General features: G+C 60.2%; 25 protein-coding genes. 14 read left to right on the top strand and 11 right to left on the bottom strand.

Features of this window, described 5'->3' with window-relative positions:
• The 4 genes from T18_RS05850 to T18_RS05835 form a co-directional block, all read left to right on the top strand.
• The coding region (locus tag T18_RS05850; RefSeq protein ID WP_323455199.1) for a F0F1 ATP synthase subunit A at nt 1–572 on the top strand (572 nt) is incomplete at its 5' end.
• Nucleotides 573–645: 73 nt separating this feature from the next.
• Complete coding sequence (locus tag T18_RS05845) at nt 646–873, top strand: F0F1 ATP synthase subunit C (protein WP_003494147.1); 228 nt, start codon at nt 646–648, stop codon at nt 871–873.
• Nucleotides 874–954: 81 nt separating this feature from the next.
• Nucleotides 955–1,596, top strand: coding sequence for a F0F1 ATP synthase subunit B (locus T18_RS05840; protein ID WP_003511698.1), 642 nt, complete (start codon nt 955–957; stop codon nt 1,594–1,596).
• 1 nt (nt 1,597) lies between these two features.
• Nucleotides 1,598–2,083 (top strand): F0F1 ATP synthase subunit B, encoded by a 486-nt coding sequence (locus tag T18_RS05835; RefSeq protein WP_003511699.1) that lies wholly within the window; start codon nt 1,598–1,600, stop codon nt 2,081–2,083.
• A gap of 218 nt (nt 2,084–2,301) precedes the next feature.
• Here the strand turns inward: T18_RS05835 and T18_RS05830 are convergent, their stop codons facing one another.
• The 3 genes from T18_RS05830 to T18_RS05820 form a co-directional block, all read right to left on the bottom strand.
• Nucleotides 2,302–2,991 (bottom strand): hypothetical protein, encoded by a 690-nt coding sequence (locus T18_RS05830; RefSeq protein WP_003511701.1) that lies wholly within the window; start codon nt 2,989–2,991, stop codon nt 2,302–2,304.
• Nucleotides 2,992–3,128: 137 nt separating this feature from the next.
• Nucleotides 3,129–3,782: a ribonuclease HII gene (locus T18_RS05825; RefSeq protein ID WP_019564214.1), complete on the bottom strand. Its 654-nt coding sequence runs from the start codon at nt 3,780–3,782 to the stop codon at nt 3,129–3,131.
• Nucleotides 3,783–4,119: 337 nt separating this feature from the next.
• A complete protein-coding gene (locus tag T18_RS05820) occupies nt 4,120–5,277 on the bottom strand; it encodes a PA0069 family radical SAM protein (RefSeq protein ID WP_003511704.1) in 1,158 nt (385 codons plus the stop codon).
• A gap of 289 nt (nt 5,278–5,566) precedes the next feature.
• Between T18_RS05820 and T18_RS05815 the strand changes: the two genes are divergently transcribed.
• Complete coding sequence (locus tag T18_RS05815; RefSeq protein ID WP_003511706.1) at nt 5,567–6,085, top strand: hypothetical protein; 519 nt, start codon at nt 5,567–5,569, stop codon at nt 6,083–6,085.
• Between the two features lie 27 nt (nt 6,086–6,112).
• On the opposite strand, the gene T18_RS05810 is transcribed toward T18_RS05815, so the two are convergent.
• From T18_RS05810 to T18_RS05800, 3 genes are all read right to left on the bottom strand, one after another.
• The gene (locus tag T18_RS05810) at nt 6,113–7,546 is read right to left on the bottom strand and encodes an FAD-binding oxidoreductase (protein ID WP_038490021.1); all 1,434 of its coding nucleotides are present in this window, start codon (nt 7,544–7,546) and stop codon (nt 6,113–6,115) included.
• A gap of 48 nt (nt 7,547–7,594) precedes the next feature.
• Complete coding sequence (locus tag T18_RS05805) at nt 7,595–8,572, bottom strand: L-threonylcarbamoyladenylate synthase (protein ID WP_038490023.1); 978 nt, start codon at nt 8,570–8,572, stop codon at nt 7,595–7,597.
• A gap of 64 nt (nt 8,573–8,636) precedes the next feature.
• Entirely contained in the window at nt 8,637–9,245 is a 609-nt protein-coding gene (locus T18_RS05800; protein WP_013635584.1) for a DUF6656 family protein, read from the bottom strand.
• Between the two features lie 332 nt (nt 9,246–9,577).
• On the opposite strand from T18_RS05800, the gene T18_RS05795 reads away from it, so the two are divergent.
• The 4 genes from T18_RS05795 to T18_RS05780 all read left to right on the top strand — a co-directional run bounded on the left by T18_RS05795 (nt 9,578) and on the right by T18_RS05780 (nt 13,307).
• Nucleotides 9,578–10,822: an aromatic ring-hydroxylating oxygenase subunit alpha gene (locus T18_RS05795; RefSeq protein WP_013635586.1), complete on the top strand. Its 1,245-nt coding sequence runs from the start codon at nt 9,578–9,580 to the stop codon at nt 10,820–10,822.
• Nucleotides 10,823–10,829: 7 nt separating this feature from the next.
• Nucleotides 10,830–11,912 carry a hybrid-cluster NAD(P)-dependent oxidoreductase gene (locus T18_RS05790; RefSeq protein WP_038490026.1) on the top strand — a complete coding sequence of 361 codons (1,083 nt, stop codon included), beginning with the start codon at nt 10,830–10,832 and terminating at the stop codon, nt 11,910–11,912.
• 181 nt (nt 11,913–12,093) lie between these two features.
• A complete protein-coding gene (locus tag T18_RS05785) occupies nt 12,094–12,558 on the top strand; it encodes a BA14K family protein (RefSeq protein ID WP_003511718.1) in 465 nt (154 codons plus the stop codon).
• Between the two features lie 224 nt (nt 12,559–12,782).
• Complete coding sequence (locus T18_RS05780) at nt 12,783–13,307, top strand: BA14K family protein (RefSeq protein WP_038490030.1); 525 nt, start codon at nt 12,783–12,785, stop codon at nt 13,305–13,307.
• Nucleotides 13,308–13,410: 103 nt separating this feature from the next.
• On the opposite strand, the gene T18_RS05775 is transcribed toward T18_RS05780, so the two are convergent.
• Nucleotides 13,411–14,406, bottom strand: coding sequence for a transporter (locus T18_RS05775; protein WP_038490033.1), 996 nt, complete (start codon nt 14,404–14,406; stop codon nt 13,411–13,413).
• Nucleotides 14,407–14,629: 223 nt separating this feature from the next.
• On the opposite strand from T18_RS05775, the gene T18_RS05770 reads away from it, so the two are divergent.
• The 3 genes from T18_RS05770 (at nt 14,630) to T18_RS05760 (ending at nt 17,588) form a co-directional block, all read left to right on the top strand.
• The gene (locus T18_RS05770; RefSeq protein ID WP_038490036.1) at nt 14,630–16,414 is read left to right on the top strand and encodes an acyl-CoA dehydrogenase; all 1,785 of its coding nucleotides are present in this window, start codon (nt 14,630–14,632) and stop codon (nt 16,412–16,414) included.
• A 10-nt stretch (nt 16,415–16,424) separates the two neighbouring features.
• The gene (locus tag T18_RS05765) at nt 16,425–17,183 is read left to right on the top strand and encodes a crotonase/enoyl-CoA hydratase family protein (protein ID WP_038490041.1); all 759 of its coding nucleotides are present in this window, start codon (nt 16,425–16,427) and stop codon (nt 17,181–17,183) included.
• A 90-nt stretch (nt 17,184–17,273) separates the two neighbouring features.
• Nucleotides 17,274–17,588, top strand: coding sequence for a hypothetical protein (locus T18_RS05760; protein ID WP_038490044.1), 315 nt, complete (start codon nt 17,274–17,276; stop codon nt 17,586–17,588).
• On the opposite strand, the gene T18_RS05755 is transcribed toward T18_RS05760, so the two are convergent.
• Together T18_RS05755 and T18_RS05750 are read right to left on the bottom strand one after the other, a co-directional pair.
• Nucleotides 17,589–18,839, bottom strand: a complete 1,251-nt coding sequence (locus tag T18_RS05755; protein WP_038490047.1) for a class I SAM-dependent RNA methyltransferase — start codon at nt 18,837–18,839, stop codon at nt 17,589–17,591. It abuts the gene before it with no gap.
• Nucleotides 18,836–19,588, bottom strand: coding sequence for a TlyA family RNA methyltransferase (locus T18_RS05750; RefSeq protein WP_038490049.1), 753 nt, complete (start codon nt 19,586–19,588; stop codon nt 18,836–18,838). The genes T18_RS05755 and T18_RS05750 overlap by 4 nt, the downstream gene beginning before the upstream one ends.
• 277 nt (nt 19,589–19,865) lie before the next feature.
• On the opposite strand from T18_RS05750, the gene T18_RS05745 reads away from it, so the two are divergent.
• Both T18_RS05745 and T18_RS05740 read left to right on the top strand, forming a co-directional pair.
• Nucleotides 19,866–21,887 carry a methyl-accepting chemotaxis protein gene (locus T18_RS05745; RefSeq protein WP_038490052.1) on the top strand — a complete coding sequence of 674 codons (2,022 nt, stop codon included), beginning with the start codon at nt 19,866–19,868 and terminating at the stop codon, nt 21,885–21,887.
• Between the two features lie 126 nt (nt 21,888–22,013).
• Complete coding sequence (locus tag T18_RS05740) at nt 22,014–22,397, top strand: ACT domain-containing protein (protein WP_013635593.1); 384 nt, start codon at nt 22,014–22,016, stop codon at nt 22,395–22,397.
• A gap of 54 nt (nt 22,398–22,451) precedes the next feature.
• Here the strand turns inward: T18_RS05740 and T18_RS05735 are convergent, their stop codons facing one another.
• Nucleotides 22,452–22,760, bottom strand: coding sequence for a putative quinol monooxygenase (locus T18_RS05735; protein ID WP_038490054.1), 309 nt, complete (start codon nt 22,758–22,760; stop codon nt 22,452–22,454).
• Nucleotides 22,761–22,766: 6 nt separating this feature from the next.
• The gene (locus T18_RS05730) at nt 22,767–23,561 is read right to left on the bottom strand and encodes a helix-turn-helix domain-containing protein (RefSeq protein WP_003511741.1); all 795 of its coding nucleotides are present in this window, start codon (nt 23,559–23,561) and stop codon (nt 22,767–22,769) included.
• Nucleotides 23,562–23,613 lie beyond the last annotated feature (52 nt).

The following is a 23,613-nucleotide window of genomic DNA, read 5'->3' as shown; positions in this document are numbered from 1 at the left end:
CCGTTGCTGAAATGTCCTATGAATTCATCGCCTCCATGCTGCGCGAAGGCGCCGGCAAAAAGGGCATGGTGTTCTTCCCATTCGTATTCTCGCTGTTCATGTTCGTGCTGACTGCGAACCTTCTCGGCATGTTCCCGTATTTCTTCACGGTCACCAGCCAGATCATCGTCACCTTCGCGCTTGCCTGCCTCGTCATCGGCACGGTCGTCGTTTACGGTTTCTACAAGCACGGTCTGCATTTCTTCGGCATCTTCGCACCTTCTGGCGTGCCGAAGGCGCTTTTGCCGCTTGTCGCGTCAATTGAAATGATTTCGTTCCTGTCGCGCCCGATCAGCCTTTCCGTTCGTCTCTTCGCGAACATGCTGGCTGGCCACATCACGCTCAAGGTTTTCGCAGGCTTCGTCGCCTCCATGGGTGCGCTCGGCGCGCTCGGTATCGGCGGTGCAGTCCTGCCTCTCATCATGACGGTCGCAATGACCGCTCTCGAATTTCTCGTTGCCTTCCTGCAGGCTTATGTGTTCGCGGTACTGACTTGCATGTACCTGAACGACGCCGTGCATGGTGGTCACTGAGAAGTAAAGTCGCTGGCCCCGGCAACGGGCGCCAAAAGATAGCCGCAACAACCAATATCTCAAGGAGTCTCACATGGAAGCGGAAGCAGCAAAGTACATCGGCGCAGGTCTCGCATGCCTCGGCATGGCTGGTACGTCCCTCGCACTCGGCCGTATCTTCGGTGATTACCTCTCCGGCGCACTGCGCAACCCCTCTGCTGCCGACAGCCAGTTCGGCCGTCTGGTATTCGGCTTCGCCGTTACGGAAGCTCTGGGCATCTTCTCGCTGCTCGTAGCTCTCCTTCTCCTGTTCGCTGTCTAATAACGGCATCAGGTCTGGATCACGGCTCGCGCAAATTGCGTGCCGTGATCCTTCGCATTTGCAGTCCCCCTGGAGGTGAGCATGTTCGTGACCGAGGCTTATGCCCAGTCAGCACCGACCGTAGGTGAAACGCATACGGAAACTCCGGCTGTCGGCCAGCCGCAACCGGAAGCCACGCACACGGAAACCGGTGTAGCGCACGGCGCCGAACACGGTGCTTCCGGCGTTTTCCCGCCGTTCGACCAGTCTACTTATGCATCGCAGGTCCTGTGGCTGGCGATCACGTTCGGCCTTTTCTACCTGCTCATGCAGAAGGTCATCGTTCCTCGCGTCGGCGGCATTCTTGAAAACCGTCATGGGCGCATTGCACAGGATCTCGATGAAGCGGCACGGCTGAAAAGCGAAGCCGACGCAGCCGTCGAAACCTATGAAAAAGAACTCGCGGCAGCCCGCGCCAAGGCAAGCTCGATAGGCTCCGCGGCACGTGACGCCGCCAAGGCGAAAGCCGATGCCGACCGCGTCGCTATCGAAGCCGGACTTGCCGAGAAGCTTGCCGCCGCCGAAAAGCGCATTGCGGGTATCAGGGATCAGGCATTCGCGGATGTCGGCGCCATTGCCGAGGAAACTGCGACCGCAATCGTCGACCAGCTGGTTGGCGCCAAGGTCAAGGATGCCGACGTCAAGGCCGCCATTGCAGCCGCTTCGACTGTGAAGGGAGCCTGATATGGCGTTTGATGCATCATTTTTCGCTCTTGTCGGTCTTGTCCTTTTCTTCGTCCTGATCGCCTATCTCAAGGTTCCGGGCATGCTCTCCAAGTCTCTGGACGAGCGCGCACAGAACATTCAGGACGAACTGGCCGAAGCCAAGCGTCTGCGCGAAGAGGCACAGCACCTGCTGGCCGAATATCAGCGCAAGCGCAAGGAAGCCGAAGCTGAAGCAGCTGGCATCGTTGCCGCTGCCGAACGCGAAGCGGCCGCCCTGACCGCCGAAGCCAAGCAAAAGACGGAAGAATTCGTCGTCCGCCGTACGGCCCTGTCGGAACAGAAGATCAAGCAGGCCGAAGAAGACGCCATCGGCGCCGTTCGTGCCGCCGCCGTGGACATCGCCATTGCAGCTTCCGAGAAGCTCATTGCCGAAAAGACCACCGCTGCCGCAAAGGCCAAACTTTTCGCCAACACCATTGGCGAAGTGAAGTCGAAGCTGAACTAAGTTCATCTCGGACTATTCAAAACCCCTCCGGCACCCGCCGCGAGGGGTTTTTTGTTTTATGCCTCAGCCGGGGGCTGTGTTGGCAGGCTCGTGGGTGCACGCTGTGGTGCCTGCTTGCAGCGTGTCTATCGATGTCTGTCGACCTTTGGAGAAAAAGCATCGGCTTTGAGGACTGGATGCTGGCCGGCAATTCACGGCGGCCAATTTGTCGAGGCTTGTTAAGTGATCGCGGGATAGATTGTCTTGGCCTCGAGCGCTATCAGCACCGCCAGTACAAAAGCTGCCGCGGTGGCAACCAGAAATGCGCCACTGAAAGCCAGGCCTGCTTTCGCGATGCCCAAGCCGAGATCCTGCATCAGCCATCGTATCTGTGCCTGCGCATACCAGATCGTGGCGAGCGCGATAATGGCGAGCCCGAACGTAAGGCCATGTTCCAGAGGCATGGATGCAAAATCGAAGCCCAGGACCAGGACAAATGTAAACGGCGCAGCCACGTAACATTGGCTGAAGAACGGCGGACGCAGGGAGTTTCGGGTGATCCTCACCCGTTTCCACCGCAGAAGCGTGACGGCCATACACAGCGGATAAATCCCGAATATAACGCCACGCGCTATGAGCAGGTTCGAACCCGAACCAAGCTCCCGGGCGGCCAATGTGGGATCGTAAATGGTCGGAAGGGAGGCGGAGAGCCCCTGCGAAAATAGCAGAGTGATCAGGAGGAAGAGGGGTGGACTCAGTGTGTCGTCATACTGGTCCTCGAGCCGATCCGCGAGTTCGCTATCGGCGTAGCGCATCATGCTGAGCGGTGCGACGACCGATCGCCACATTGTCAGCGGATAGAAGAGGAGCCATGAAACCAGCTCGTAGAGAAGTTCTTCGAGCGACTTCAACAGTTTCATGAAATCCAAATCTCTTCTCCCAAAGCCCGTCAAGTCCACGCATTGAGATAGAATTCTACCAGTGGAGACGGAGATCGTCACCTCATGGCAGGGCGCTGAAATCCCGGGCGAGACCGCATTCTCCGCTTCAGGATCGTGGTTTTCGATCAGTCCTGCTTCAGCGGCCTGAAACTCATCCGGTGCAGCGGGCAGGGCCCATGGCTTTCTATGGCGCGCAGGTGGGCTGGTGTGCCGTAGCCGGCATGGCCTTCGAAACCATAGGAGCTGTGCACTACACCGGCCCGTTCCATCATCCGGTCACGGGTCACCTTGGCGATGATCGAAGCGGCGGCGATTGAGAGGGAGCGGGAATCGCCCTTGATGACGGCCTTTGACTCGCAGGTGATGCCCGGCGGCTTGTCGCGGCCATCTGCCAGCACGAGGGCCGGGGAGATCTCGAGGCCGAGTACGGCGCGACGCATCGCGTCGAGGCTGGCGCGCAGGATATTCATGGTGTCGATAAGGCCTGGGCCAGAGGAGGCGACGGAAACGATCGATGTTTCCATGATTTGCAGAAACAGGCTTTCCCGTTTCAGCTTGGTCAGTTTCTTGGAATCGTCAAGACCACCAGGAATGTTGTCGGGATCGAGAATGACAGCTGCCGCAACCACTGGTCCCGCGAGAGGCCCCCGGCCTGCCTCATCCGTGCCGGCCACGGGCCAAAGCCCCTTCTTCCTCGCTTCAAGTTCGAAGGAGAAATCGGGGCCCGTATCGGCGAGATCAAAGAGGGCAGGAGAATCGGGTGTGGTGCGGCGTTTCATGCGGCAGAAACTTGCACACACACCCGATCTCCTGCAAGCCCCCGGAAGCGGGCGATGACGGGCGCGGCCAGCCGGGTCAAGGGGCGTGGCCAACCGTGCCCCTTAGGTCGTCATGACCTTTGATCCTCCAACGGGGCGGCGGAGGAAAAACGATCGCACGCGAGGCGGCGGGTTCCGGGGGTGATGTCCGACGGGCCAGGGAAAACCCGCCGGGCATTTCGTCAAGAGCATGGCTCCTTCAACAGGAAAGGGCCACCACTCCTTATGTGTCTGCACCGCTGGGTATCGTTGCGCGCATCGTAATGCGCCTTCGATCGGCCAAGCGGGCCTCATATTTTCAAAGCAGCGACAATTGCACGCCGGCACCTCCCGGCGGCACGAAGATGTCGTCGCGCAGGTGAATGCCACGGCGGATGAGGCCAAGCCGTTTCGTCGCCATTTCGAAACGCCTGCCGATCTGCCATGCATAGGGACCAGCACCCTTCATGCGTTTTCCGAATTCCGCATCGTAATCCTTGCCGTCGCGCATGGAGCGCACCAGCGACATGACATGCCGGTAGCGGTCCGGATAGTTGCGCAGCAGCCAGTCGCGGAAGAGGGGGCTGACCTCCAGCGGCAGGCGCAGCAGCACATAGGAGGCCTCCGTTGCGCCAGCGGCCTTGCCGGCTTCGAGAATGCGTTCGATCTCATGATCGTTGAGTGCGGGAATGACAGGTGCCATCATCACCGCCACGGGAATGCCGGCATCCGTCAGCGCCTTGACCGCTTCCAGCCGCTTTTCGGGCGTGGCGGCGCGCGGTTCCATGCTGCGTGCCAGCTTGCGGTCCAGCGTCGTCACGGAAATACCAACCTTGACGAGACCTTTCTTGGCCATGGGCGCCAGAATATCGATATCCCGCTTGATCAGGGCCGATTTGGTGACGATGGCGACGGGATGGTCGGCCTTTGCCAGCACTTCCAGTATCTGCCGCATGATGCGCCATTCGCGCTCGATCGGCTGATAGGGGTCGGTATTGGTGCCGATGGCAATGACGCGAGGCTTGTAGCCGGGCTTCGCCAGCTCCCTTTCGAGCAGCTTTGCCGCATCCGGCTTGGCGAAAAGCTTCGCCTCGAAATCCAGCCCCGCAGAAAGCCCCATATAGCTGTGCGTCGGACGGGCGAAACAGTAGATGCAGCCATGTTCGCAGCCGCGATAGGGATTGATGGAACGGTCGAAAGGGATGTCAGGCGATTCGTTGCGGCTGATGATGCTGCGCGGCTTTTCCACCTGCACTTCGGTGCGGAACTCCGGCAGCTCCTCGAGGGTCTGCCAGCCATCGTCGAAAACCTCCCGCTGCAGGGCCTCGAAGCGCCCGCCCGGGTTAAGTCCGGCACCACGCCCGCGACGACGGTCGATCTCGATGCGCAGGCCCGACGCATCGGCCAACGCATTGGCAATGTCAGGCGTATGGCTCGGCTGGAAAGCAGCCTGCCCCGAAAGCGTATGGTCTCTCATCTGGATGCTCCCAGGGTGCCGCACGCCTCTCAAGGCAAGCCAACGCCCTTAAACCGTTTCCACTCGAACCGGCGTTTCATTGCCTCTTCGAATGATTAAATTCCTACCGCAGAAACGAGAACATTACAAGAACAAAAAATGCAAAATCGATAGCTGGCAGACCCGCGGCCGGGGTCTTGTTTGTATCAATCCCACCTGAAGGTGGGTTAGAGTTAAGCCTGAACGGTCGCGGATTTTCTGACATCCAGCGCAGTGGCAATTTATTGTGCGATGCGTTAGAGCTATGCATATGTTGACAGTCATAATGGAATGCCGGGATCAGGAACCGGAACTGGCGCATACGCTGTCTGCGCTTGTAACCGGGGCCGTGGAAGGGCTGGTAAGCGACGTTGTGATCCTCGATCACGGTTCGCGCGATGGATCGTCGCGCGTCGCCGATGCCGCTGGCTGCCGTTTTTATGCGCAGTGGGATATTGAGGATGTCATGCGCTCGGCGCGCGGGCATTGGATCCTGCTGGTCGAACCGGGTGCGCGTCCGCAGAGCGGCTGGATCGAAGAGATTCTCGAATATGTGGCTGTCTGTGCCGAGCCCGCGCGTTTCTCGCCGTCCCGGTATCACAAGCGGCCCTTTTTCAGCCGGATAGTGCGCCGCCGTCCTCCCTTGGAATGCGGCTACCTGATGCCGAAGAAACATGCGGTGGCGATCGCAAAATCCGGCATGGGCCTGACACAGCTCGTGCACGCGCAAAAGCCGCGCCGCCTGAATGCGGAACTGGTTCCCGCCTGGACGGCGAGAACTTCCAACTAACATGCAACGATGATGAAGCTGCTGTCCCTAGCGGGCGGTGATCACCTTGCCGGGGTTCATAATGCCGGCGGGGTCAAAGGCGTGTTTGATGCGTCGCATCAGGTCCATTTCAATGCCAGGCCTGATCGTGGCCAGCTCGTCGCGCTTCAACTGGCCGATGCCATGTTCTGCCGAAATTGAGCCGCCGAGCGACAGTACGATGCCGTGCACGATCTCGTTCATATCCCGCCAGCGACCGATGAATTCAGCTTTGTCCGCACCAACCGGCTGGGAAATATTGTAGTGGATGTTGCCATCGCCCAGATGGCCGAAGGCGCAGACGCGGGCGCCGGGAATGGCGGCAAGAACGGCCTTTTCCGCCGTTGCCATGAATTCCGGTATCTTCGACACCGGAACGGAAACGTCGTGTTTGATAGAGCCGCCTTCAGGCTTTTGCGCATCCGACATGCTTTCGCGCATATGCCAGAGCGCCTGACGCTGCGCTTCCGATGAAGCGATCACCGCATCCTCGACCAGCCCAGCGGAAAAACCGCGCTCCAACAGCGATTGCATCATTGTTTCAGCCGTCTCAGCCGATGCGGAGGTGGAGATATCGATGAGCGCGTACCAGTCATGCGGCGTTTGTAGCGGATCGCGCACGCCGGGAATATGTTTGGCGGTGAATTCCACGCCGATGCGCGGCATCAGCTCGAAACCGGTCAGCGCTGTGCCGCAGAGGTTCGAGGCCATTTCGAACAGCTTCAACGCGTCCTCAGTGGATCGAAGACCGGCAAAACCCACCTGATGGCCGAGCGGCACGGGGAAAAGCTTCAGCACCGCACCGGTGATAACGCCGAGCGTGCCTTCCGAACCGATGAAGAGATCGCGCAGATCGTAACCCGTATTGTCCTTTTTCAGCCGGCGAAGCCCGTCCCAGATTTCACCTGTCGGCAGCACCACTTCAAGCCCCAGGCAAAGCTGGCGCATATTGCCATAAGCGAGAACTGCCGTGCCGCCGGCATTGGTGGCCAGATTACCGCCGATGCGGCACGAGCCCTGCGAGCCGAGCGACAGCGGGAACATCCGCTCCACGGTCGATGCGGCCTTGTGAATGTCGTCGAGAATGCAGCCGGCATCCGCAACGATGGTGTTGGCGACCGGATCGATGTCGCGGATACGGTTCATGCGCTCGAGCGAGAGGATGATGTCGGTTCCGTCAGCACGCGGCGTCTGGCCACCCACAAGGCCGGTATTGCCGGTCTGCGGCACGATGGGCGTGCCGCTTTCGCTGGCGAGCTTCAGGATGGCTGCAACCTCCTCGACAGTGCCGGGCTTGAGCAGCAGCGGTGACGCACCATGGTAAAGCCCGCGATTTTCCACAAGACGCGGCGCCATTTCCACAGCGTCGCGCACCGCGTTTTTTTCGCCGACAATGGCAGTGAAGCGGTCGAGGATGTCGGAGGAGGGGGCTGCGATTGTCATTGGCGTCTCGCTGTCATTTGAAACGGTGGGCGAAATGGTGAAATACCGTCAGCCTCGCGGCGCGGCAGCGCGGGAAAGGCGGTCATTGATCGCCTCTCCAAGACCGTGGGCGGGAATGGTTGTGACCGCGATTGTCGCGGCACCGCTCGCATCGGCTGCTTTGAGATAATCGAACAGATTGGCGGCCGCCTCGGCAAGGTCGCCGGAAGGGCTGAGGTCGAGAACGGTACGGGCCGTCTCTTGTCCCTCAACCGCGATGCCGCCGAACTGGATCAGTGCCTCGTCGGAAGAAACGGATGTCGCGTCGAGGCGAACAGCTGCACCGGGCGCATAATGCGAGGCCAGCATTCCGGGTGCCTCGATGGCGGCTGATGCCTTTTCCGGCCGTTCGAGCTGGGTGCCGGTGATGCGCTCGATCTCCTCGGTGACGATGCCGCCGGGACGAAGCAGCCGCACCCGCCCGTCGTCTTCCACTTTGACGATGGTGGATTCGACACCGACGGAGGCAGCACCGCCATCAAGAATGAGGTTGATCCTGTTACCGAGATCGGCCTCGACATGGGCCGCACTGGTGGGGCTGATCTTGCCGGAACTATTTGCGCTGGGCGCAGCAAGAGGTTTGTCGAACCGGCGGATCAGATCACCGGCGAAACCCTGCGGAACGCGAATGCCGACGGTATCGAGCCCGGCCGTTGCGAGTGAGTGAATGCCGCTTGCCGGTTTCAGCGGCAGAACCAGCGTCAACGGGCCCGGCCAGAAGGTTTCTGCGAGGCGTCGCGACACGGGATCGAAAACCGCATAACGTTCGGCCATGGCGATATCGGCCATATGGCAGATCAGCGGATTAAACTGCGGCCTGCCTTTCGTTTCGTAAATGCGGGCAATGGCCGCCGGATCGGTTGCGTCCGCAGCAAGGCCGTAGACGGTTTCCGTGGGCAGGGCGATTGGCTGGCCGCGGGAAAGCTCCTCGACGGCCGCCTGCAAGGCGGTTTCCCGCTCGTTTTCGATATCGATATGACGCGCCATGATGCTGCCTTTCAGGGCGTCAATAGCGTATTTCAGGGCCTTATGGAAAGCGCTATCGTGGCTTTTATATTGCCTTGATGATCTTGCGCATCTCGTCCGAGCGGGCGCCGAGCATAAGCACGTTTTTGAGCGCTACGCGCGGGTCGTGGGTCTGGAACAGCAGGCCGCCGCGATGGAAGGAGGTATCGATGGCGACGTTCTTGTTTGGAAGCGCGTTGATGGCGACTGCGAAATACATCCGCGAATAGCGCGCATCGATGTTTTCGAAGAAGTTCTCGGCCCCGCTCAACTCGGCGAAGAAATTCGCGAAATAGAATGACCAGAGCACATGGCGCTCTGCGTCGAAACTGGTTTTCGCTGCCGTGACATGGCAATAGCCGAGATGCGGCCGCTCATCCAGCAGATGGTGGAAAACCATCTTGGGAAAACGGATGGACTGGTGAAAGCCATTGAGACGGCTATGGGTGGCATCGGCAGCAGCCTCGAGCTTGCGTCCGGTCATCGCCGCCACTTCTTCATGGCTGTAATAGACGCGTTCCCTCGGCAGCCAGCGTTCTTCGTAGCGGCTGATGCGCCCGGTTCGCAGGAAATCCGAATGCGCGGTCTTTGAACGTATCGGCGTGACCGAATGTTTGCCGGCATCGAAATAACGTATGCGTGTCGCCTTCTCCACCCGGAACGCCCTCGTTGTTGTCGATCAGGCAATATAGTTTAGGGCATGTTAAAACTCCGTTGCGCCACACCCCCCGTTTTTTAACGGGTAGAGAGGGAGCTGCGCGACATCATGCGTCATATTGCGACGTTGTTTCCGACGGGGAATAGCTGCCGGATTTCGCAGCGGAATGGCGTGCAAAGGCCATTGGCGCATGTCGCAATTTGTCGCCAATGCGGAAGCCGATGTCGCTGTCTGCGCTACCGCAAATGAACGCTGATGTTTAGATGGGATCACACTTCCGCAGTCCGATAAATGGTGTGGGGCAGGGCGGTTTGATCGAGGATTTGGCCATGGAATTGCGTGATACCGTACTGCGTCAGCTGAAGAACCGCCGCGAAGGCTTCAGCCTGGAACAGTCTTTCTACACGGACCCGGATTATTTCAATCTGGACATGGAAACCATCTGGTACCGCGACTGGCTGTTTGTCGGCCATGATTGCGAAGTGCCGAAGGCCGGTAACTACATCACCGTTCAGGTCGGCGCCTATTCCGTCGTCATCATTCGCGGTCGCGATGGACAGATTCGCGCCCTCCATAATTCCTGTCGCCATCGCGGTTCCCGCGTCTGCTCTTCACATAAGGGCCAGTCCGCACGCCTCGTCTGTCCCTATCACCAGTGGACCTACGATCTGGACGGCAAGCTGCTGTTTGCCCGCCATATGGGCGATGATTTCGACAAGGCTGAATTCGGCCTGAAGCCGGTCCACTGCGAAACCGTTGCCGGTTACGTCTTCATCTGCCTGGCAGACCAGCCCGCCGATTTCGCGCCGATGCGCGCCGAGGTCGAAAGCTACATGGCGCCGCATCGCATCTGGGAAGCCAAGGTCGCGCATGAAAGCACGATCATCGAAAAGGGTAACTGGAAGCTCGTCTGGGAAAACAACCGCGAGTGCTACCATTGCGCCGCCAACCATCCGGAACTCTGCCGCACCTATCCTGAAAACCCGAGCGTTACGGGTACGGACGGTGGTGCAAGCGATCCCGAGATCGGTGGCCACTGGGCACGCTGCGAGGCTGCCGGCCTGCCGAGCCGCTTCAAGATCGATCCGAAAGGCCAGTTCCGTGTTGCCCGCATGCCGCTGATCGGCGAGGCGGAAAGCTACACCATGTCGGGAAAACGCGCCGTGCGCCGGCCGCTTTCCGATGATGTCAGCATCAGCCATATCGGCGCGCTGCTTCTGTTCCATTATCCGACGACCTGGAACCACTTCCTCGGCGACCATACCATTTCCTTCCGCGTGCTGCCGCTCAACGCCAATGAGACCATGGTCACTACCAAATGGCTGGTGCACAAGGATGCGGTTGAAGGCGTGGATTACGATCTCGAGGATCTCACGCACGTCTGGAACGAAACCAACGATCAGGACCGCCGCATCGTCGAGGAAAACGCCTTCGGCATCCGTTCGCCCGCTTACCAGCCCGGCCCCTATTCCATGGAAGACGAGGGCGGCGTGATGCAGTTCGTCAACTGGTATGCCGATTTCATGGTTGACCGGCTGTCGGGCGACAAGGCCCGCCTTTCGGCAGTAGCGTAACGCGAAGATGAATATGGCTGTGACCTACAAGCACATAGACGAGATGAAGCCGTGGAGCGACAAGCTCCACCTGCTGGAATGCATTTCGGTGACGCCCGAGACGCCTGACGTGATGACATTCCTGTTCCGGTCGGAGGATCAGAACTGGTTCCGTTACCTGCCGGGCCAGTTCGTGACACTGGAGTTGCCGGTAGGCAAGGAGCCGCTCTACCGCACCTACACATTGTCCTCCAGCCCGTCGCGGCCCTATGCGCTGTCGGTCACGGTCAAGGCGCAGGCCACCAGCATCGGCACGCGCTGGATGTTCGACAATCTGAAGCCCGGCATGAAAATCCGGGCACTCGGCCCGCTCGGCGATTTCTCTTATGTCCGGCATCCCGGCGACAAATACCTGTTCATCTCGGCCGGCTCCGGCGTGACGCCGATGATGTCGATGGTGCGCGACATGAGCGACCGCGCGCCGCAGAGTGACATCGCCTTCATCAATTGCTCGCGCTCGCCATCCGATATCGTGTTTCGTCACGAGCTGGAATATCTTGCCCGCTTCATGCCGAAACTGTCGCTCGGTTTCATCGTGGAAAATTGCGGCCGCACTGATCTTTGGTCCGGCTTGAAGGGCATGGTCGACAAGGCCAAGATTGCGCTTCTGTCGCCTGATTTCATGGATCGCACGGTGTTCTGTTGTGGACCGGAGCCTTTCATGGCCGCCATCCGCTCCATGCTGGATGCTTCCGGCTTCGACATGAGCCGTTACCACCAGGAAAGCTTTTCGCCAGCCGCCCCGGTTGCTGTGGGCGAGAGTATTCACACCGTGGCGGATGGCGAAGCACTCTCGATGGTGGGGTTTACGCTTTCCGGCAAGGAAGTTCCGTGCCAGCCCGGCCAGACCGTTTTGATGACGGCGCGCGCCGCCGGTGTGCGCATCGGTGCCGCCTGCGAATCGGGGATTTGCGGCACCTGCCGGGTGCTGAAGCTCTCCGGCGAGGTGGAGATGAACCACAATGGCGGCATTCTCGATGACGAAGTCGATGAAGGCTATATTCTCGCCTGCTGCTCGCGGCCGTTGACCGACGTGAAGGTGGAAGCCTGAGCGCACGAAATCCTGCGTCTTATGCGGGAATCTATTTTTGAACCGGAACCAAAGGTCTTAATACTCGTTTGCACGTCATCGAATTCTTTTCGGGTGTTTCAATGGGGCTGCCCCTACCTCCGACAAGACCGAGTAGTTAGAAAGCGCGGTTCAACGCGCCACAGCAAACGGAGGAAAGATCATGATGAATTTCCGCACGACGAGCGTCGCTACGGCGGTTGTCCTGTTCCTGACAAGCTTCACGCCGTCGCAGGCGTTTCAGGCGCCTGTTCCGATGGCAAAGCCGGCAATCTCAACCGAGAATGTAGTGCCGGTGCAGTACCGTGAATGGGACCGCCGAGGTGACCGTAGATACGGCGACCGCATGTATCGTCCGCGCCCGTCGCGGGACGGATATTATAACGGCCATCGCGGCTATCGCGACCGCCGTCCGGGTTACCGCTATCACAACGGAATGTGGTTCCCGCTGGCGGCCTTCGCCACTGGCGCAATCATTGGCGGCGCCATGGCGCAGCCGAGACCGGCCTATGGCGGCAGCCATGTGGCCTGGTGCCAGAACCGTTGGCGCTCTTACCGCGCCTACGATAACAGCTACCAGCCGAACAGCGGTCCGCGTCGTGTATGCGTATCTCCATACAGCCGTTAAGCACGCCTTTCGAAAGCCCGGATCTGATCCGGGCTTTTGCTTTCGGGTGCCGAGTTTCGGTAACCGAAGCGTGACAACGCCGTTAATGCTGGGTTCAGGCGAAAGCGCCTAGCCTGCAACCTGTGATGTTCCAGCCAGCACCGACAAACTGGCTGGATAAAAAGAAAAAGGTGTTATTATTCACGTGCAACGGCCTGTCGACCGTCGTGAATGGAGGAAGTCAGATGAGAAGCTATGTGAAGAATATCCTGGCTGTCGGTCTTTCTGCAATCGTGGTTGCAGGAGCGATTGTTCCCGCTGAGGCAATGCCATTGCTGATGGCGCCGAAGAGTGTCGAGACCCTGGGTAACGATGGCGGCAAGAATGTCGTCAATGTGCAATACTGGCGCGATCGTGACAATCGTGGCGGCTGGGGCGGCGAACGCCGCGGCTGGTACGGCGGCCATCGCGGTTATCGCGACTACCGCCCGGGTTATCGTCACCACGACGGTTACTGGTTCCCGCTCGCAGCCTTTGCGACGGGCGCGATCATCGGCGGCGCACTGTCGCAGCCGCGCGAAGTCTACCGTCCGGTTCCGGAATATCGCCCGCGTCCGGTCTACCGCGAATATCGTCCGGTCCGTCGTGCCGGCATGAGCCAGGCGCATGTGAACTGGTGCTATGGCCGGTATCGGTCCTACGATGCCTATAGCAACACGTTCCAGCCCTACAATGGCCCACGCCAGCCCTGCTATTCGCCTTACAGCTGATAGCACTACTCCGTCACTCCGGCCTTCATCCGGCAAGACGGAGTAGCGATTGACCAGCCTGATAGTTATTACGAGCCGCCCGGATACGGGCGGCTTTTTGTTTTCACAGAATGCGCGCCCGCTTCAGCACGAACCAGGCAAGCATAACCGAAATCACGATGAAGATGCTGGCCGCCATCGTGCCGCCTGTGCCGACCGTAAATGGCAACTCATCCGTGTTCATGCCGAAGAAGCCGGTGACCAGCGATGGCGGCAGCAGGAATGCCGTCATCAGCGACAGGATATAAAGATGCCGGTTGGTTTCGGACGAGAGCTTGGAATCGATTTCCTCGTGCAGCAGCCTTGCGCGTTCCTGAAGGGCGTAGACATCGTGATCGACGGCCTCGAGGCGGCCCATCAGCCGCGAGGCGACATCCTCGAAACCGTCAGGCATCTCGTCCTCATCGGCGGCAGACGCCCGCCGCATTAGGGTGAGCACCGTGCGCAGATGCCGATGGAGGCGAACGACCGTGCGCCTGAGCGGCGCAAGCCGCCGCCGCTCGTCGCGGTTTTCGCTGTCATAGACCAGGTCCTCGATGGCATTCAGCTCTTCGGTCGTTTCCATCACAAGGCTGATCAGCGAACGCTGGAATTCCGCGACGAGGCCTTCGAAGACATGGGCCGGCGTGAGGTAGCGGTTGGAATTCTTGTCGACTGCCGCTTTCAGCCGGTCCACTGAGCGCAACGGTTGCAGCCGGGTGGTGATGATAAAACGGTCGCTGACCGAGAAATGCAGCCAACCGAAATCACGCGTTTCCTGATCGAACTCGCGCTGGAAATCGACCAGCGTCCCATAAAGTGACTTTTCATCCACCGTAATGGACGGATGGGTTTCATGGGTGGTGAGGCTTGCCAGCGCTGCCGGATCGAGCCCATCGATCGTTTCGAGAAAGCCCGCCACCCGCTGATCCGCGAGATTGAGGTGCAGCCAGAAGAAGCCCTCGCATTGCGCCATCTCGCCAAAGCCCGCATCGGGCGCAAGCCGCCGGCATGGCGCCGTTCCGGGGTGGAATTGATAGGCCCAGACAAGGCCGGGGATAGCGGGCGTTATGAGATCCATCGTGGCAGTCCTGACCGGCGGAATGGGAGGGGAGGCGTCCGTCGCCCCAAAACGGAAACGGCAGCGGTGGCACGGCACCTGTCAGCGCATGCTGAGCAAATTCATATGACAGTTTTATAACAATCCCGCTGAAAAGGCGGGAATTTTCAAATTGACGTTTACGTAAAAATCATTTAGCCCGAAAGCAACAGCACGATAGGCAAGAGCTTCGGGAGGAGGCAGCATGTATACCGCGCCGGTGGATGATATCGCCTTTACACTCAAACATGTGGCGGGTCTGCAAGACGCGTTGTCCAGGGGTGCTCTGGGAGACCTCGGTGAAGATGTGGTCGATGCCATATTACAGGAGGCCGGTCGTTTCGCCACCGAGCAGGTCGCGCCGCTTGCCGATATAGGCGACCGACAGGGCGCGCGGCTGAGCGACGGCAAGGTCTCAACGCCGGACGGCTGGGCCGATCTTTATCGGCGCTGGGCTGAGGCCGGCTGGAACAGCCTCACCGCACCGGAAGAATTCGGCGGCCAGAACCTGCCGCATATGCTGAATGTCGCCGCACTCGAAATGTGGAATTCCGGTTCCATGGCTTTCGCGCTTGCGCCGACGCTCACCATGGGCGCGGTGGAAGCTCTCGTTGCCCACGGGAGCAACGACCTGAAGCGCATCTATCTTCCCAAACTCGTCTCCGGTGAATGGACCGGCACGATGAACCTCACCGAACCGCATGCGGGATCGGACCTTGGCGTGCTGAAAACCCGTGCCGAGCGTAATGGTGACGGCACCTACCGCATTTTCGGGCAGAAGATTTTCATCACCTGGGGCGAACATGACGCCGCGGACAATATCATCCACCTCGTTCTTGCCCGCCTGCCGGATGCGCCGGCCGGCACGCGCGGAATTTCGCTGTTCCTCGTGCCGAAATTCCTGCCCGAAGACGACGGCACGCCGGGCAGTCGCAACGACGTCTTCTGCCATTCGCTGGAGCACAAGCTCGGCATTCACGGCTCGCCCACCTGCACGATGATCTTCGGGGACGGAAAGTTTGGCGAAGAGAAGGGTGCCTTGGGCTGGCTGATCGGCGAGGAGAACAAGGGTCTCGCCTGCATGTTCACCATGATGAACAACGCCCGCCTTGCCGTTGGCATGCAGGGCGTGGCGATCTGCGAGGCGGCGACACAGAAGGCAATCGAATACGCCAGGGAACGCACGCAGGGCAAGGCGCCCGGCTGGCAGGGTTCGGGCATGAGCCCGATCATCGAGCATCCCGATATCGCCCGTACGCTGTTGACGATGAAAGCGCTGACGCAAGGCGCGCGCGCCATCTCCTTCAACTGCGCCCACGCCATCGATATGGCGCATGCCGCCGAGGACGTGGCTGAACGCGCCCACTGGCAGGAGCGCGCAGCTCTTTTAACACCAATCGCCAAGTCCTTCTCCACCGATGCCGGTGTCGATGTCGCTTCCATGGGCATTCAGGTGCATGGCGGCATGGGCTTCATCGAGGAAACCGGTGCGGCGCGTTACCTGCGCGATGCCCGCATCGCGCCGATCTACGAAGGCACCAACGGCATTCAGGCGATCGACCTAGTGGTGCGCAAGCTGCCGCTTTCCAATGGCGCACAGGTGCGCGGTTTCATCGCAGAATTGCGTGAAATCGTCGCCCGAACTGCTGCCTCGAACCGCACCGATCTCGGCGAGACTGCCCGTTATCTCGAAACGAGTCTCACCGATCTCGAAACGGCGACCGACTGGTTGCTGGAACGCCTGAAAGCGGGGGAAACCGAAACCGCGCTCGCCGGTGCCACGCCCTATCAGCGCCTTTTCGGGCTGGCGCTCACCGGAGCCTATCTTGCCAAGGGCGCCCTGGCCCAGGTGGATGACGGCAGGGGAGCGCATCGCGCATCGCTCTGCCGGTTTGCGGCGGAAAACCTGCTGGCGGAAACGGCAGCGCTGAGGGATCGCGTCATTGCCGGTGCAGCAAGCCTTGCCGCCGCCCGCGCCGTGCTGGGTTAAGGAGAAAACCATGTCGGACGACCATATTCTCGTCGAGCGGGTCAGTCATGCGCCTGACGTTCTGACCATCCGCTTCAACCGGCCGGAAAAGAAAAATGCCATCACCGATGCAATGTATCTGCGCATGGCAGAGGCTCTGAAGGCCGCTAGTGCAGACCCGGATATCCGTGTCGTCGCGTTTCTGGGTACGGAAGGTTGCTTTTCCGCCGGCAATGACATGGCCGATTTTCTTGCCTTCGCCATGTCTGGCGCAAAGGGCAAGCTCGCGGTGCTCGATCTTCTGAAGGCGCTGGCAACCTTCGAAAAGCCGCTGGTTTCGGGCGTCGATGGGTTGGCCATCGGCATCGGCACGACGCTGAACCTGCATTGCGATCTGACCGTTGCCTCCAACCGCAGCCTGTTCAAGACGCCGTTTGTGGATCTGGCGCTGGTGCCGGAAGCTGCGTCCAGCCTGCTTGCGCCAAAGCTTATCGGCCATCAGCGCGCCTTTGCCCTGCTGGCCATGGGCGAAGGTTTTACCGCCGAACAGGCCTTGCAGGCCGGAATGATCTGGAAAGTCGTGGCGCCGGAACATGTCGAAAGCGAAACGCTGGCGCTTGCCACGCGGCTTGCCGCCAAGCCGCAGCAGGCGCTGAAGATTGCCCGCGATCTCGTGCGCGGCAATCCGGCGGATGTGCTGGCCCGCATCGATGAGGAAGCCCGCCATTTCACCGCGCAATTGCAGAGTGCCGAGGCGCGGGCCGCTTTCGAGGCATTCATGCGGCGTTAAGCGTTCCGGCAGGAATTCCTTGCGGTTAACGAACCGGGTAATATGGCTTGGGTTAGATAACGCAACGTCATCCTTCGAAGGCCACCCGCCATGCGTCACTTTGTTTTCGCCCTGACCGTCCTCCTCTCCGCTGCGACTGTCGCAGAGGCGGCGGCGACCGTGCCTTTGCCGGGTTCGAGCAATAACGTCATTTTGGCGCAGTCCACGCAAGACGACAGCCCGAATTATTACTCCGGCAATTCCCGCGATCGCCAGCGCCGCGCGCGTTTCGTTTGCGTCATCACTCCACCGGACAGCGCCAATCGGCGCCGGCCCTATATCTGCCCCATCGAACAGGGCCGCGTTGGCGGCGCCTGCCGTTGCTCGGGCGTGGTCGGCAACGGCACTGTTGACACCGCCTGGTGATTATTTCTCCAGCGTCGCCACCGCTTCCACATGCGGCGACCACAAGAACTGGTCGACCGGCGTGACGCGCGTGACGCGATAGCCGCCCTCCACCAGAATGGCGAGGTCGCGCGCAAGCGTCAGCGGATTGCAGCTGACGGCGACGATTTTCTTCACCGCGCTGCGCGCAAGTTCCTTGCACTGAACTTCCGCACCGGCGCGCGGCGGATCGAACACCACGGCATCGTAATTCTTCATTTCGCTCGTCATCAACGGCCGCCGGAAAAGATCACGCTTTTCGATGCTGACGGGTTTCAGGCCCTGCGTGTTGCGCGCGGCGAAATCGAGCGCTTTCAGCGGCTTGTCCTCTGCCTCAACCGCATGCACGCGGCCGACGCGCGCAAGCCACAGCGCAAACGTGCCGGAACCGCAGAAGAGATCGGCGATGCGTTTGGATTTGCCAACATGGGCAAGCACCAGTTCCGCCATGGCGTCTTCGGCCTGTTTGGTTGCCTGCGTGAAACCGCCGGCCGGTGGGGAAACCGGAATGCCGCCGAATTCGATGATCGGCTTTTGCGGTTCGATCAGGATTTCGCCTGATAGCGCGACACGGGCGATGCCACGCATGGCCAGCACCGTTTCCGTCAATGTGCGCCGCTGTTTGTCGCCGACGGATTTGATGCCGTCGACGGAAATGTCGAGGCCCGAAAGCGTTTCAAGAACGGTCATGCGGAACGGTTCGGCATTCGACGCAAGGGAAAGGCCGATTGCGCGCACGGCGTCCAGCCGCGCGACGATACCAGGCGAGGTGACGGGACATTCCTCGATGGCGACGATGTGATGGCTGTTTGCCTGGTTGAAGCCGAGCAGCAGGCCCTTTTCCGTCTTGCGGGCGGCAAACACCGCGCGGCGGCGCTCGCCGGGGCGACAGATGACGAGATCGTCTACTGGCGGCGTCAGGCCTTTCGATCTCAGCGCCGAGACCACCAGCTCCCGCTTGAAGGCGTGGTAGGGCTGGTCGGCAAAATGCTGCAGCGAACAGCCGCCGCAGGTGCCGTTAACGCCGTCGGGGCCGAAGTGGCGGCACACGGGTTCGCGGCGATCCGCGGAGGCTTCCGCAATCGAGATGATGGTGCCGGTATCCTTGACCTTGGCGATCGCCACCGTTTCGCCGGGCAGGGCGAAGGGCACATAGACCGGGCCGTCGGGACAGTGCGCAATGCCGTCGCCCTGGGCGCCAAGGCTCTTGATACTGACGGTCTGCGTGCTCATGGCTTTTCGCCTCCGAGAAGAAATTCGATATTGCCATCGCCGCCGGAAATCGGCGAGGGGATGAGACCGAGGCTCTTCCAGCCCATGTCTTCAACGAGCCAGCGTTCCAGTTCGGCAGCAACGGCAGGCGCCGTTTCCGGCTCTTTCAACAGCCCGGCCTTGCTGATGGCATCACGGCCTGCCTCGAATTGCGGCTTGACCAGCAGAACCGCGTGCGCGCCGGAGGCGGCAAGTGCGAGTGCCGGGGCAAGGGCGAGCTTTATGGAGATGAAGGACACGTCGGAGACGATGAAGTCCACGGACCGGTCATCAATGTCGTCGGTTGTCAGGAAGCGCGCATTCAGCCCTTCCAGATTGGTCACGCGCGGATCGTTCTCGATCCGTGGATGCATCTGCCCGTGGCCGACATCGATGGAGGTGACGTGTTTTGCGCCGCGATGAAGCAATACCTCGGTGAAGCCGCCGGTGGAGGCGCCGACGTCGAGGCATTCATGGCCCTTCGGATCGAGCCCGAAGTGATCGAGCGCGGCGGTGAGCTTGAGGGCGGCGCGGGAAACATAGGCCTGCGCCGGATCGGTAATGGCGATCTTGACGTTTCCGGCAACGGTTTGGCTGGGCTTTGTGGCCGTTTTCCCGTTGACGCTCACGGTGCCGCGCGCAATCGCATCGCGCGCACGCGAGCGGCTGGCAAAGTGGCCGAGCGAAACAAGAAGCTGGTCAAGCCGTTCATTTTCAGGTGTTTTGGACATGGTCCCGTGTCAATGACCGCCAAACCCCGCAGATGCAAGCGATTTATCGCGCGCAAGGCTTCGCAACGGCACCATTTGCCGCAGCGCAGGGTCGTTTCGTGGTCGTTAAACAGCATATGCGATTAATCCAATATAAAGGCTTGTATTGCACTTTGTCTGCAAGGCCCGTGCGGCCAGTCGGAACCTGCCATGACGGCATCTCCTCCCATTCCCAAAATTGCGACCGTTGCAGCGCAGACGCTTGCTCCGTGGCATCAGGTCGCCGAGAGAGTTTGCGATGTCGCTAAAAAATTTCCCCATCAACATTAAGCTCATTGTCACCTTCTGCGTCTTGATGGGCGTTTGCCTGCTCGCCTCGGCGGTGGTCTTCTGGCAGACGCTGGGGAGCGAGCACGTCACGGTCCAGAACAACAAGGCCAACAAAATCCTGCATGCGGTTGACGGTGCGACGGCCGCCATGCTGGAACAGGCCGTCAACCAGCGCGGCTTTCTGCTGTTTCGCAGCGACAGCACCTACAACGATGTTTTCGCCCAGCGCGATCTAATGCTCAAGAAGCTTGGTGAAGCCCGTGCGCTTGCCGCCGGCCAGCCGGACATTCTGAAATCCATCGATGACATGCAGGCATCCGCCACCGTGTTCTTCAAGGAACTGGCGGAACCGCAGCTTGCCGCCCGCAAGACGACCGAAGCACCGATTTCCGAAATCATCGAGATCGGTCGCAATCAGGCCAAGGGTCAGCTCGACGGTTTCCGCGCCTCCGCCGCCAAGATCAAGGACCAGCTGAACGGCTTGTCGGCAAGCTACGCCGCACAGCAGGATGCTGCCGCACTCAACCTCAAGCTCGCACTTCTGGGTGGCGGCGCGGTTGCCGGTCTTCTGGCCGTGGCCCTCATCTGGGCCCTGTCGCGCTCCATCGTCACGCCGATCGTCGGTATGACGGCGGCTATGAGCAGGCTTGCCGACGGCGATATGACCACGGAAGTTCCGGCTCTCGACCGCAAGGATGAAGTCGGCAAAATGGCGAAAGCCGTTCTCGTCTTCAAGGAAGCCGGGCTGGAAAAATCCCGCCTTGCCGGCGAAACCGAGCGCATGCGCTCCGCAACCGAGACCGAGCGCCGCCGCAACGAGGAAGAGAAGGCCCAGGACGAAGCCGCCAACGCCCTTGCGCGTGACGAGCTTGGCAAGGGTCTTGCGGCTCTGGCGGAAGGCGATCTCGCCTACCGTATCGAAACGCCGTTCGCCTCCTACATCGACCCCATCCGTATCGACTTCAACAGCGCTGTCGAAAAGCTGCAGCAGGCCATGCGCGCAGTTGGCGAGAATGCCGCTGCAATCAATGCCGGGGCTTCGGAAATGCTCTCTGCTGCCGACGACCTGTCGCGCCGCACCGAACAGCAGGCCGCTTCCATCGAGGAAACCGCCGCAGCACTGGAAGAAGTCACCACCACGGTGCGTGACAGCGCAAGGGGTGCTGAGGACGCCGGCAATCTGGTTCAGCGTGCCCGCAGCGGAGCGGAAAAATCCGGCATCGTGGTTCGCAAGGCGGTTGCCGCCATGCGCGAGATCGAAAAATCGTCAGGCGAAATCGGCAATATCATCGGCGTCATCGACGATATCGCTTTCCAGACCAACCTGCTTGCGCTGAACGCAGGCGTCGAAGCCGCCCGTGCGGGTGATGCGGGCAAGGGCTTTGCCGTCGTCGCGCAGGAAGTGCGTGAACTCGCCCAGCGTTCCGCCAATGCCGCAAAGGAAATCAAGACGCTGATCGGCGCTTCCAGCCAACAGGTGGAAAACGGCGTCAACCTCGTCGACGAGACCGGCAAGGCGCTCGAACTCATTGTGGCGGAAGTCGAGGAGATCAACGCCCATGTCAGCGCCATCGTCGTCGCTGCCCGCGAACAGGCGACTGGTCTGCAGGAAATCAACACGGCCGTGAACACCATGGATCAGGGCACGCAGCAGAATGCTGCAATGGTTGAGCAGCAGACCGCTGCCAGCCACTCGCTCGCCCGTGAAGCGGAAGCGCTCAATAGCCTGCTCGGCCAGTTCAAGGTGGGCGGCGTTCGCGGTGCCGTTGCCGGCGCCGGCGGATATTCTGCTCCTCGCCAGTCCTCGGTGAAGCCTGTCTACCAGTCCGCACCCGCCGCACCAGTCAGAAAAGCCGCAGTGAAGCCTGCCTCCACAACCGCAAGGCCGGTCGCTTCACCCGCCCGCGCCCTTGGCCAAAGCCTCGCCCGCGCCTTTGGCGGCAAAGCGGAAGCGCCGGCTGCCAAGGATCAGGACTGGACGGAGTTCTGATCCTGACGGTCACGATCATCAAGCGTGAATCAGGGGGCTGTGAAGCCCCCTTTTTGTTGCTAGATTTACGGCGCGAGCACTCAACCACGCGTTCTGTCGCAGTTTCCCAACAAAGGTGATTTCGAGATGGCACCTAGCATCAAGTTGAAAGTTCTGGATGGTGCATATGGGGTGGCCCGACTTGAGGCATCTGAAGCCATTCCGGCCTGGGCCGATGGCGGTGGCTTCGTCAGTATCACCCGGACCGATGATGAGCTTTCCATCGTCTGCCGGGAAGATCGTATACCTGGGCATGTCAGATCTGATACGGGTTGGTCCTGTCTAAAGCTACAGGGGCCATTTGCCTTCGATGAAACGGGCATCGTCTTGTCCGTTATCGAGCCGCTCTCGACCAATGAGATCGGTATATTCGTGGTTTCGACTTTCGATGGCGACCACCTGCTTGTGAAATCGAACGATCTGGAAAAAGCTTTCGTTCTGCTGAAAAATGCAGGGCATTCGCTCATCTAATATCCATTTCGCAGCGACACTGATGCACTATGCGTTGGTGGGACGATGATAGTCTCACGCGGCATGATCAGCCCGCATGGGGTGCCATACGGAGATATCGCGCGGGGCATCTAGAAGCTCGGGCAAGGCATCGTGCCAAGCCTGCCGATAGGGACGATGAACCTGAACGTCTAGGACATCCTGATGGTCGCTCCAGGTTTCATGCAGCAGGAAGTGGTTTTCGTTTTCGCCGTCCCGATGCAGGGTTGCATTCACAAAGGTGTTCTCTTGTCGCATGGCGTCGAGCAGATCATTCAGCAATCCTAGAAAACGTTCGCGCTGATCGGCACGGACCTTGAAGCCGATGAGATAGGTGGTGTGCATGGATAGTTACTCCTTTGTACCGTTCATCAGGGCGGCGCGGGTCTCGGCGTCGGCCGGGTAGAAACATTCCAGCACCAGCTCGGACAACGTCACATCAGTGGCGGTTCCGAAAACCGTGGTGGTCGAAATGAAGCGCAGCACGCCCCCGGACAACGGATCGCGTAGTTCGAGCGGTATCGCCAGCGGATCGGCCCCGGCGGAATGCCGTGGAGCTGCGGGCGCGGGATAGGCGGAAAGTTCCGCATGCAGCCGGGAAAGCGTCTCGTCTCCGGTCTCTTCGACTTGGCGGCGTAGGCGATCCAGCAGGTGATGCCGCCATTCGGCAAGATTGACGATGCGTGAACTCAAGCCATCAGGATGCAGGCTCAGCCGCAATACATTGAGGGGCGGGTGAAGCAGGTCTTCGGATATGCCGGCGAGAAGCGATTTGATCGCATCATTGGCAAGAACCAGATTCCAGTGGCGGTCGACGGCAAGTGCCGGGAAGGGCATGTGGCCCTGCACCACGGTTTCGACGGCCTTACGAACGGCCGTCATATCAGGCGCATCCAGTGATCGTTCGGAATGGATCGGCGCATAGCCTGCCGCCAGCATCAGCCGGTTGGCGGCGCGGGCTGGCATGGAAAGCTGCTCTGCCAGCCTCGCCAGCATTTCACGGCTGGGCGAAGATCGCCCGCTTTCCACAAAACTCAGATGGCGCGCCGATATCTCGGCATCGGACGCCAGATCGAGCTGGCTCAATCTGCGGCGCGCCCGCCATTCCTTAAGCACCTGGCCGACATGTTCTTGATGATGTGTCATGCCCCGTAGCCTAGCAGAAGATATCGGCAATGCGATTACCTCGCAGGTAATT

The sequence above is a fragment of the Rhizobium sp. TBD182 genome (genome assembly GCF_001950375.1).
Lineage (GTDB): Bacteria > Pseudomonadota > Alphaproteobacteria > Rhizobiales > Rhizobiaceae > Agrobacterium > Agrobacterium tumefaciens.
Note: the sequence above shows the minus strand (reverse complement) of the source record. Positions and strands in the feature narration are given on the sequence as shown.